We start from the raw sequence: 10,805 nt of genomic DNA, 5'->3' as shown, positions 1-10,805 counted from the left end.
ATGCTATGGTACGGATACATATAGTAATTGCTATGATAATAATGGAAACTCTTATACAGTAAACAGATACGGTAATACTACCCAAGTTAACGGCTATAATTCTAATACTGGTTCTAATTGGTCTCAAACATCAAATACTTACGGTAATACAACATACCAAAATGGATATGATTCTAATGGTAATAGCTGGAATCAAACTATTACAAACTATGGCAATTCAACAAATTATTCAGGAATGGATTCCCAAGGAAATTATTTTAGTAAAACATGTACAACAAATTTTGATGGCAGTAGAACTTGTTACTAAGTAAAGAGTAAGGGAAATATCCCACCGTTTAATTAATATAAATCAACATAAATGATAGTTTTAGTTGTTGGGTCAGAAGCCATATCTCCTAGCCACATCTTATCTCTTTGAGCAGTCTTTATATCAACTATTTTTGCTATTGGAGAATCTAAGATAATAACTTCATACTCTCCATATTCATCTGGAATAGGTAAACATCTAATATTCTCGTTTTTGATTTGTATATACCAGTAAATATCATCATCACTATCGTGGACATTTGCAATATAGGGGTCTAATGTTGCAGAGAAGATTTCCTTTAATTGGAATTCCTGTCCTATAGCTAAAGGAACTTTATTCGGTAAGTTACCTGAGTGAAACAGGATTTCATTTTTAGGTAAATACAATTCTACATTGGCTAATTCCTTAGCCACTTCTGATAAAGGAAAGGAATTTGGATCATCAATGTAGCTTAAAGTTTTTGGGAAACAATCAAGTGTGGGATAATCCTCTAACCAGAGTTTTCTATTACTAGAATTAAACAAGGGTTTATCTAAGTCAGCAATATTCTTTCTAAAAATAAAATATTCAAAATATTCCTTTATAGTTTGAAAGTTACTTAGAGGAAATAGATGCTGGTATATATTAGGAAGTTTTTTCATATTAGCTGTCCACTTAATAAAAGGTGGGATAAATCCCAACCTACAAGTACGGTCAATTTCTGATGAGTTTCTACTTCATCGCCACACCCAACCACTTCATCATCTCTCTCTCATCCCAACCTTTACGTTTAGCATAATCTTGAGCTTGGTCTTCATCGATGCGACCTAGAGTGAAATAGTTGCTTGCAGGGTGGGTGAAGTACCAACCGCAGACAGAAGCGGCCGGCCACATGGCGTAGCTTTCGGTGAGTTTCATGCCGATGCGTTGTTCGACTTCTAATAAATCCCAAATCAAGGCTTTTTCCGTGTGTTCCGGGCAGCTTGGATAGCCCGGTGCCGGGCGGATGCCGACATAGTTTTCATTGATTAACCCTTGGTTGTCGAATTCTTCTTGCGTGTAGCCCCAAATGCGGGTGCGCAACTCAAAGTGCAGGTATTCAGCCATGGCTTCGGCGAGGCGGTCGCCCACGGCTTGTAGCAAGATGGCGTTGTAGTCATCGCCTGCGGCTTTGTAGCCTTCTACTAAATCCATTTCTTCAATACCGGCGCACACGGCGAACATGCCCATCCAGTCTTTTTTGCCACTTTCGCGATCGGTGATAAAGTCGCTCAAGGCAAAGTTAAATTGGCTTTTGCTGTTTTTGCCACGTTCCGTTTGTTGGCGTAAGCCGTAAGCCGTGCCGATAGGTTGAGTGCGGTCTTCATCGGAGAATAACACCACATCATCGCCCACACGTTCCGCAGGGAAAATACCCAACACGCCGCTTGGATTAAGTGTGTGGTTTTGTTCGAAAGCATCTAACATCGCTTGCGCATCATTCCACACGCGGCGGGCTTCTTCGCCACTTTCCGGATGATCAAAGGCATCCGGATAACCGCCCATCAAGCCCCATACGCGGAAGAACGGCGACCAGTCGATAAATTTGCGCAGTTCGGCAATCGGCACATTTTTGAATTCCACAATCCCGGTTTGTTTTGGCGTTGGCGGCACATAATCCGCCCATTCACCACTGAAGCCATTGAAACGGTTGGCGCGCGCTTCTTCAATGCTGAGCTGTTTGCGTAGTGGTTTGCGGTTGGCAAAAGATTGTTGAATTTTCTCGTAATCTTTCTTGAATTGCTCCCACAATGCTGCACGGCCTTCCGGGTTCATCAACGTAGCACAGACTGTGACCGCACGGGAAGCGTTTGAGGTATAGAACACGCCGTGTTGTTTGTATTTTGGATAAAGTTTAATGGCGGTATGTTCTTTGGACGTGGTAGCACCGCCAATCAAGACAGGCAAGTTCAACCCTAAACGCGTCATTTCGCCAAGGAAGTATTCCATTTCGTCTAGGGATGGCGTAATTAAACCGCTCAAGCCGATAAGATCCGCTTTTTCATCAATGGCGGTTTGGATGATTTTGTCTGCCGGCACCATCACGCCTAAGTCGATTACTTCAAAGTTATTACATTGCAACACCACGCTTACGATGTTTTTGCCGATGTCATGCACATCGCCTTTTACGGTGGCGATCACCACTTTACCGTTGCTTGAGCCTTTTTGTTTAGTGGCGTTGATAAATGGCTCTAAATAGGCGACCGATTGTTTCATCACGCGTGCGGATTTCACCACTTGCGGCAGGAACATTTTGCCGTCGCCGAACAAATCGCCCACCACATCCATGCCAGCCATGAGTGGGCCTTCGATTACCTCTAACGGAGTGGGCAATTTTTGGCGGGCTTCTTCGGTGTCTTCGATGATGTGTGTAGTAATGCCTTTCACAAGGGCATGTTTTAAGCGTTCTTCCACCGGCCAAGTGCGCCATTCGGCAACAGAATCCACCGCACTTTCATCGTTGCCTTGGTTGCGATATTTTTCCGCAATATCCAGTAAACGTTCCGTGCCGTCCGGTGTGCGGTTTAAAACGGCGTCTTCAATTACATTGCGTAATTCCGGATCGAGATCATCGTAAATCGCAAGTTGCCCCGCATTCACGATCCCCATGTCCATGCCTTGTTTGATGGCGTGATAGAGGAAAACGGCGTGAATGGCTTCACGCATCACGTTGTTACCACGGAAAGAGAAGGATACGTTCGACACCCCGCCCGAGATTTTCGCGTGCGGTAACGAGCGTTTAATGCGACCTGTGGCATTAATGAAATCTACGCCGTAGTTATTGTGTTCTTCAATTCCGGTACCGATGGCGAAAATGTTCGGGTCGAAAATAATGTCTTCCGGCGGGAAGCCAAGTTGGTTGACTAAGATGTTATAAGCACGGGTACAGATTTCCACCTTGCGATCTTCGGTGTCCGCTTGCCCAACTTCGTCAAATGCCATCACGACCACTGCAGCACCGTATTTACGCACCAGTTTGGCGTGTTCGATAAAGATCTCTTCGCCTTCTTTCAACGAGATGGAGTTCACAATCGGCTTACCTTGCACCGATTGCAAGCCCGCCTCAATTACTTCCCATTTGGAGGAGTCAATCATCACCGGCACTTTTGCTGCATCGGGTTCGGTCGCCATAATATTGAGGAAGCGGGTCATGCATTTTTTGCCGTCGAGCAAGGCTTCGTCCATATTGACGTCGATGACTTGTGCGCCGTTTTCCACTTGGTCGATGGCAATTTCAATGGCTTCGGCAAATTTGTCTTCTTTAATTAAGCGTTTGAATTTTGCCGAACCTGTCACGTTATTACGTTCGCCCACGTTCACGAACAGGCTTTCATCATCAATGTTAAGCGGCTCTAAACCCGATAAACGCATGGCGGTTTTGATTTGTGGCAATTTGCGTGGTGGGATATTTTCTACCGCATCGGCAAAGGCTTTAATATGATCCGGCGTGGTACCGCAACAGCCACCGATAATGTTCACAAAACCGCTTTCCGCCCATTCTTTCAGTTGCGCTGCCATGTCTTCTGCGCCGAGATCATAGCCACCAAAGGCATTCGGTAAGCCGGCATTCGGGTGTACAGAAACGTAGGTTTCGCTGATTTTAGACAGTTGTTCGACATATTGACGTAATTCTTTCGGACCTAACGCACAGTTCAAACCGAACGTGAGCGGTTTGGCGTGGCGCAGGGAGTTGTAGAACGCTTCGGTGGTTTGTCCTGAAAGAGTACGGCCAGACGCATCGGTAATGGTGCCGGAAATCATAATTGGCAATTCCATGCCTAATTCTTCAAACACGGTTTCGATGGCAAATACTGCCGCTTTGGCATTTAGCGTGTCGAAAATGGTTTCGATCATAATTAAATCGGCACCACCTTCGATTAAGCCGCGCGTGGCTTCTGAATAGGCATCCACCAATTCCATAAAGGTGACGTTACGGAAACCGGGATCGTTCACGTTCGGAGAAATGGACGCGGTACGGTTCGTCGGGCCGAGAATCCCCGCGACGAAACGTGGTTTTTCCGGCGTGCTGTATTTATCTGCTGCTAAACGTGCCAGTTTTGCGCCGGCAAAGTTGAGTTCGTAGGCAATGGATTGCAAGTCGTAATCCGCTTGCGCAATGGTGGTGGAGCTGAACGTATTGGTTTCGATAATGTCCGCGCCGGCTTCTAAATATTTTTCGTGAATGGCGGAAATGAGTAACGGTTGGGTGAGGGTCAGCAAGTCATTATTGCCGCGTAAATCCACCGCACTTTCTTTAAAGCGTTCACCACGGAAATCCGCTTCGGTGAGTTTATATTTTTGGATCATCGTGCCCATGGCGCCGTCTAAAATTAAGATACGTTGGGCAAGGGCATTTTTTAGTATTTCAGTGGTGTTTTTCAAAATAAGCTTTCCGTTTGTTTGAGTTCAAATAAATGGGAGGAATAGTAGGAAGATGTGCTTGCGCTGTCAAATGTTATCTCTCTAAAAGTGCTGTGTTTTTTAACGCATTTTTCTGGCTGGTCTAAGAGAATTCTTTGCCGATTTTCTGCTTTTTATCTTGGTCTATGCTAAACTAGCGCGCAATTTTTTTCGTATTTTTAATGATTTTTTATCCCTTATGACCTTATCTACCCCTCTTTTTATTGCATTGCGCTATTGGCGGGCGAAAAGTACCGATCGTTTTGGACGGTTGGTGACGAATTTAGCCAGTGTCGGCATTGTGCTTGGCGTGATGGCATTGATTATTGTGCTGTCTGTAATGAACGGTTTGGAAGGCTATCAAAAGCAACAAGTGCTTTCTTCCATTCCACACGCCATTGTTAGCCCGAACGGCAAGGTGAAGATCGACGATGCCGAGCCGCCTATGCCGAATTTCGTGCAAAAAGCCGTGCCGATAAACATGACGAATGTGATTTTTCAAACCGCGGGCGGTGTCAGCGCGGGGCAAGTGATTGGGATTCGACAATTTTCGGATGACCCGATTTTATCCACATTGCCTGAGCAGAATTTTGAGAATTTGCTCCCGACAGGCGAATTTAAAATTATCATTGGCGATCAATTAGCGCAGAAATTAAACCTGCATGTCGGCGACAAAGTGCGTTTGATGATTACCGAAAACAGCCAATACACGCCTTTCGGGCGTGTGCCATTACAGCGTTTATTTACCGTCAGCGAAATTTATTTTGATGCAGGGCATGCGTCAGGGTATGAAGCCTTCGCCAATTTAACGGACATTGGACGTTTAATGCGAATTCAGCCGGGCGAAGCACAAGGTTTCCGTTTATTTTTAACGGATCCGTTCCAAATTACCGAGTTGCCTGCCGCGTTTCCCTCAGCCGCGCAAATCACCGATTGGCGCACACAAAAAGGTGAGTTTTTCCAAGCGGTACGCATGGAAAAAAATATGATGGGCTTGTTGGTGAGCTTAATTATTGTGGTGGCAGTGTCCAATATTATTACATCTTTAAGCCTAATGGTGGTGGACAAACAGGGCGAAATCGCTATTTTACAAACCCTCGGGTTAACAAAAGGACAGGTGCGTTCCATCTTTATTTATCAAGGTTTATTGGTGGGGTTAATGGGCACCTTGGCGGGCGCTATATTGGGCGTGTTAGTGACGTTAAATTTGGACGCTATCGTGAATATCTTAGGCGCAAAAACAATGTATTTACCGACCGCACTTGAGCCTTGGCAAATCCTGACGATTGTCGTGTTTTCCTTATTATTGTCATTGTTATCCACCATTTATCCGGCCTATCGCGCCGCGAAAGTGGAACCGGCAGAAGCCTTGCGCTATGAATAAAAAGAGATGAAAAAATGAATACAGCATTATTATCTTGCCAAAATATCACGAAATTTTATCAAGAAGGCACACAACAAACGGAAGTGCTAAAACAGGTGTCTTTTTCTATGCAACCAAGCGAATTAGTCGCGATTGTGGGCAGTTCCGGTTCGGGCAAAAGTACCTTGTTACATACCTTGGGCGGATTAGATCAACCGAGCAGCGGTGAAGTGTTTATCAAAGGGCAATCGTTGCAACAAATGACACCCAATGCGTTGGCTAAGCTGCGCAATCAATATTTAGGCTTTGTGTATCAGTTTCATCATTTGATGGCAGATTTCACCGCACTTGAGAACGTGATGATGCCGATGCTTATCGGGCAACAAAACAAAACGGAAGCGCAGGATCGCGCAGAACAGATCTTAAGTGCGGTCGGTTTACAACACCGAATTTCACATCGCCCATCTGCGTTATCCGGTGGAGAACGCCAACGTGTAGCGATTGCCCGTGCGTTGGTGAATAATCCGGCGTTGGTGCTGGCGGATGAACCCACCGGCAATTTGGATCACAAAACCACGGAAAGCATTTTTGAGTTGATTCAACAGCTTAACCAAGAAAAGCAAATTGCATTTTTATTGGTGACTCATGACTTGAATTTGGCGGAAAAATTGAATCGCCGTTTAATTATGCAAGACGGCGTGTTACGAGAGGAAAATGCCTGATGAATACGCCATTTTTTATTAGTTGGCGCTATCAACGCAGTAAGCATAAAAACCGTTTGGTGTCGCTGATTTCATTTTTTTCCAGCATGGGTATTGCCTTGGGCGTGGCGGTGTTAATTATCGGTTTAAGCGCCATGAACGGCTTTGAACGCGAGCTCAATCAACGGATTTTGGCGGTCGTGCCCCATGCGGAAATTTCCTCTGCAAACGGGCAAAGCAACGCACCGATTGATCATTGGCAACATCTTGCCGCTAAGTTGAAACAAAATCCGCAAATCATTGGCGTTTCCCCTTTTGTCAGTTTTACCGCGCTCGTGGAAAATGGCGCGAAATTAAAAGTAGTGCAAATTAAAGGCGTGGAAACGGCATTGCAGGATCAAGTGAGTTCCCTTGGGCATTTTGTGTTAAATCAGGGATGGCAAAATTTTGCCCAGAATGGCGGTTTGGTGCTGGGGTCCGGTATTGCACGGGATTTGGATGTGCAAGAAGGGGATTGGGTTTCCCTGTTAATTTCACAACAAAAAGGCACGGAAAATTTAACCCAGCCGTTGCGTGAACGGATCCAAGTCACTGGCATTTTGCGTTTAGACGGCCAGTTGGATCATAGCTATGCCTTGATGCCCTTGGCGCAGGCGCAGCAGTTGATGGATTATCAAGCGGAACAGGTGAGTGGGGTAGAACTGAAAACCGCGGATCCGTTTAACATTCAAACCCTTGATTATTCCATGTTGCAAGATTATCCGCAGATGCTTTACCTGCAAAACTGGATCAGTAAATTCGGCTATATGTATCGCGATATTCAGCTGATTCGCACGGTGATGTATATTGCCATGGTGCTGGTGATTGGGGTGGCGTGTTTTAATATCGTGTCCACGCTCATCATGGCGGTGAAAGATAAAGCGGGCGACATTGCCATCATGCGTACCCTTGGTGCGAATAATGGGTTTATTAAGCGTATTTTTATTTGGTATGGCTTGCAAGCGGGTATGAAAGGCTGTCTGATTGGCATTGTGTTGGGCGTGATTTTGGCCTTAAATTTGACCGCACTTATACAGGGGTTAGAAGGTGTCATCGGTAGAAAATTATTGTCCGATGGCATTTATTTCGTGGACTTTCTGCCAACCGAACTCCATTGGCAGGATGTGTTGTTGGTGTTGTTTTCTGCGTTAATTCTCAGTTTATTTGCCAGCCTTTATCCGGCAAATCGCGCGGCAAAATTGCAACCGGCACAGATATTAAGCGGTCATTAAAAAAGAAATTAAATAAACTAGTTTACTAGTACAAATTGCAGTGGTAGAGTAATACCACTTTTTTCGGATATTTTAGAATTTTATGAAGATAAGCGAGTGAACAATGAACACAAAAAACGATATTTCCATTGAAAACGACGATACGCGAATTGGTAAGATTGAACAGGTGTTACCCCCGATTGCCTTGCTAGAAAAATATCCGGCAAGTAGCGTTGCGGTGAAAACCGTGGAAAATGCCCGTCACGAAGCGCATAAAATTATTCATGGTGAAGATGATCGTTTACTTGTAGTTATCGGGCCTTGTTCCATTCACGATCCCAAAGCTGCATTAGAATATGCAAAACGCATTAAATTAATGCGCGAAAAATACCAAGATACCTTACAAATTATTATGCGTGTGTATTTTGAAAAACCGCGTACCACTGTGGGCTGGAAAGGTTTAATTAACGACCCATACTTAAATAATACCTATGCCTTGAACGATGGTTTGCGTATGGCGCGTAAATTATTGTCTGATATTAACGATTTAACCGTGCCGACCGCCGGCGAATTTTTGGACATGATCACACCGCAATATTTAGCGGATTTCATGAGCTGGGGCGCGATTGGGGCAAGAACCACCGAATCCCAAGTACACCGTGAATTGGCTTCCGGTTTATCTTGTGCCGTTGGCTTTAAAAATGCGACCAACGGTGGCGTAAAAATTGCGTTAGATGCGATTGGGGCAGCAGAAGCGCCACACCATTTCTTGTCCGTCACGAAGTTTGGTCATTCTGCTATCGTTTCCACCAAAGGTAACGAAGACTGCCACATTATTTTGCGTGGTGGCGACAATGGCCCAAATTACAGCGAACAAGATGTTGCCGAGGTGTGCGATGAACTTGCCAAAGTAGGTTACAGAGCCCATGTGATGGTGGATTTCAGCCATGCCAACAGCTGCAAACAATTCAGAAAACAACTAGATGTAAGCCGTGAAGTGGCTCGTCAAATTGCGGCAGGTTCCGATAAAATTTTCGGCGTGATGATTGAAAGCCATTTGGTGGAAGGCCGTCAAGATTTGGTCGAGGGCAAACCCTTAACTTACGGCCAAAGCATCACCGACAGCTGCATCGGTTGGGAAGACAGTGAAAACGTCTTGCAAGAGTTATCCGATGCGGTGGCGGCAAAACGCAAATTAAACGGCTGATCTTTCTTTTCATCCGTTCATTTCAAACAAAAGTGCGGTGGATTTTCAGAGCGAATTTCCGCCGCACTTTTTTGACTTTTAAGTTAAACCCACCCCGGATTTGGTATATCATATAGGGACTTGTTTTTATCCACTGAGGCAATAATGGCGTCTAAGAATTCTCCTCCTGCGAAAGACCAAAAAACCACCAATTTGAACATTCCTCCTCATTCTATCGAAGCTGAACAAGCTGTGTTGGGCAGTATTTTGCTGAACAATATGTATTGGGATGATGTGGCTGAAAATGTGGTGAAAGAGGATTTTTACCGCTTTGAACATCGTCTGATTTTCGAGGAAATGGAAAAGCTGATTGCCCAGCAATCACCGGTGGATTTAATTACCTTAGAACAGGCGCTAAAAAGTCGCGAAGTCATCGAACAGGTGGGCGGTTTTGCTTATTTGGCGGAGCTTTCCAATAACACGCCGAGTGCCGCCAACGTGGTGGCTTACGCCAATGTGGTGCGAGAAAAAGCAATCATGCGCGAGTTGATTTCTGTCGGGAACAAAATTGCGCAAAACAGCTATTCTCCTAAAGGGCAGGATGTGAAACATTTGCTGGATGAGGCGGAGCGAGAAGTTTTTGCCATTGCTGAGAAGCGCGCATCCGGTACTGAAGGCCCACAAAATATCATTTCCATTCTGGAAAACACCATCAATAAAATCGAACAACTCAGTCAAATTAAAGATCACTCCGGCGTCACCGGCGTTTCCACCGGTTTCAAAGATTTAGATAAGAAAACGGCAGGTTTACAAAAATCCGACTTGATTATTGTGGCGGCGCGTCCTTCCATGGGGAAAACCACCTTTGCCATGAACCTATGTGAAAATGCCGCATTAGGCAGTGATAAACCGGTATTGGTGTTCAGTTTAGAGATGCCGGCGGAGCAAATTATGATGCGTAGCTTGGCGTCACTTTCGCGTGTGGACCAAACTAAAATTCGTACCGGTCAGGGCTTGGATGACAACGATTGGGCAAAAATTTCCAGCACCATGGGGATGCTGGCTAAAAAGCCGAATTTATTTATTGACGATTCTTCCGGCTTAACGCCAACGGAGCTGCGTTCCCGTGCGAGACGGGTTTATCGTGAAAATAACGGCTTAAGTTTAATCATGGTGGACTACCTTCAATTAATGCGTGCCCCGGCTTTTTCTGAAAATCGTACGTTGGAAATTGCGGAAATTTCCCGTTCTTTAAAAGCCTTGGCAAAAGAATTGGAAGTGCCGGTGATCGCCCTGTCACAATTAAACCGTACCTTGGAAAACCGTCAGGATAAACGCCCGGTCAACTCTGACTTGCGTGAGTCAGGCTCTATTGAGCAGGATGCAGACTTGATTATGTTTATTTATCGCGACGAAGTGTATAACCGCGAGTCAGAAGAAAAAGGCATTGCGGAAATTATCATTGGTAAACAGCGTAACGGGCCGATTGGACGCGTGAAGTTGGCATTCCAAGGCAATTTTTCCCGTTTTGATAACTTAGCAGAACATCATCATTATGATGACGAATATTAGATAACAG

At 45.1% G+C, this 10,805-nt stretch carries 8 protein-coding genes; 6 read left to right on the top strand and 2 right to left on the bottom strand.

Features of this window, described 5'->3' with window-relative positions:
* Positions 1–307, top strand: a 307-nt coding sequence (locus tag QZ106_RS04340) for a hypothetical protein (protein ID WP_295974727.1), incomplete at its 5' end; no start/stop codon positions are given.
* A 32-nt stretch (positions 308–339) separates the two neighbouring features.
* Here the strand turns inward: QZ106_RS04340 and QZ106_RS04335 are convergent.
* Both QZ106_RS04335 and metH read right to left on the bottom strand, forming a co-directional pair.
* Positions 340–948 carry a hypothetical protein gene (locus tag QZ106_RS04335; RefSeq protein ID WP_295974726.1) on the bottom strand — a complete coding sequence of 203 codons (609 nt, stop codon included), beginning with the start codon at positions 946–948 and terminating at the stop codon, positions 340–342.
* 70 nt (positions 949–1,018) lie between these two features.
* Positions 1,019–4,711: a methionine synthase gene (metH, locus tag QZ106_RS04330; RefSeq protein ID WP_295974730.1), complete on the bottom strand. Its 3,693-nt coding sequence runs from the start codon at positions 4,709–4,711 to the stop codon at positions 1,019–1,021.
* A gap of 214 nt (positions 4,712–4,925) precedes the next feature.
* On the opposite strand from metH, the gene QZ106_RS04325 reads away from it, so the two are divergent.
* From QZ106_RS04325 to QZ106_RS04305, 5 genes are all read left to right on the top strand, one after another.
* Positions 4,926–6,110, top strand: coding sequence for a lipoprotein-releasing ABC transporter permease subunit (locus QZ106_RS04325; RefSeq protein WP_295974724.1), 1,185 nt, complete (start codon positions 4,926–4,928; stop codon positions 6,108–6,110).
* Between the two features lie 14 nt (positions 6,111–6,124).
* Positions 6,125–6,811 carry a lipoprotein-releasing ABC transporter ATP-binding protein LolD gene (gene lolD, locus QZ106_RS04320; protein WP_109858776.1) on the top strand — a complete coding sequence of 229 codons (687 nt, stop codon included), beginning with the start codon at positions 6,125–6,127 and terminating at the stop codon, positions 6,809–6,811.
* Positions 6,811–8,061: a lipoprotein-releasing ABC transporter permease subunit LolE gene (lolE, locus tag QZ106_RS04315; RefSeq protein ID WP_295974717.1), complete on the top strand. Its 1,251-nt coding sequence runs from the start codon at positions 6,811–6,813 to the stop codon at positions 8,059–8,061. Before lolD ends, lolE begins: the two co-directional genes overlap by 1 nt.
* 103 nt (positions 8,062–8,164) lie before the next feature.
* Positions 8,165–9,247, top strand: a complete 1,083-nt coding sequence (aroG, locus tag QZ106_RS04310) for a 3-deoxy-7-phosphoheptulonate synthase AroG (protein WP_295974715.1) — start codon at positions 8,165–8,167, stop codon at positions 9,245–9,247.
* A 144-nt stretch (positions 9,248–9,391) separates the two neighbouring features.
* A complete protein-coding gene (locus QZ106_RS04305; protein ID WP_295974713.1) occupies positions 9,392–10,798 on the top strand; it encodes a replicative DNA helicase in 1,407 nt (468 codons plus the stop codon).
* The last annotated feature ends 7 nt before the right edge of the window (positions 10,799–10,805 follow it).

The organism is uncultured Aggregatibacter sp. (assembly GCF_901873365.1).
Lineage (GTDB): Bacteria > Pseudomonadota > Gammaproteobacteria > Enterobacterales > Pasteurellaceae > Aggregatibacter.
The sequence above is the reverse complement of the archived record's forward strand: the minus strand, read 5'-3'. Positions and strand labels throughout refer to the sequence as shown.

Bases quoted from the DNA above. Each gene is read 5' to 3' on its own strand.
- QZ106_RS04305 (WP_295974713.1), top strand. From the start codon at position 9,392: ATGGCGTCTAAGAATTCTCCTCCTGCGAAAGACCAAAAAACCACCAAT.
- lolE (WP_295974717.1), top strand. From the start codon at position 6,811: ATGAATACGCCATTTTTTATTAGTTGGCGCTATCAACGCAGTAAGCAT.
- aroG (WP_295974715.1), top strand. From the start codon at position 8,165: ATGAACACAAAAAACGATATTTCCATTGAAAACGACGATACGCGAATT.
- QZ106_RS04325 (WP_295974724.1), top strand. From the start codon at position 4,926: ATGACCTTATCTACCCCTCTTTTTATTGCATTGCGCTATTGGCGGGCG.
- lolD (WP_109858776.1), top strand. From the start codon at position 6,125: ATGAATACAGCATTATTATCTTGCCAAAATATCACGAAATTTTATCAA.
- QZ106_RS04335 (WP_295974726.1), bottom strand. From the start codon at position 948: ATGAAAAAACTTCCTAATATATACCAGCATCTATTTCCTCTAAGTAAC.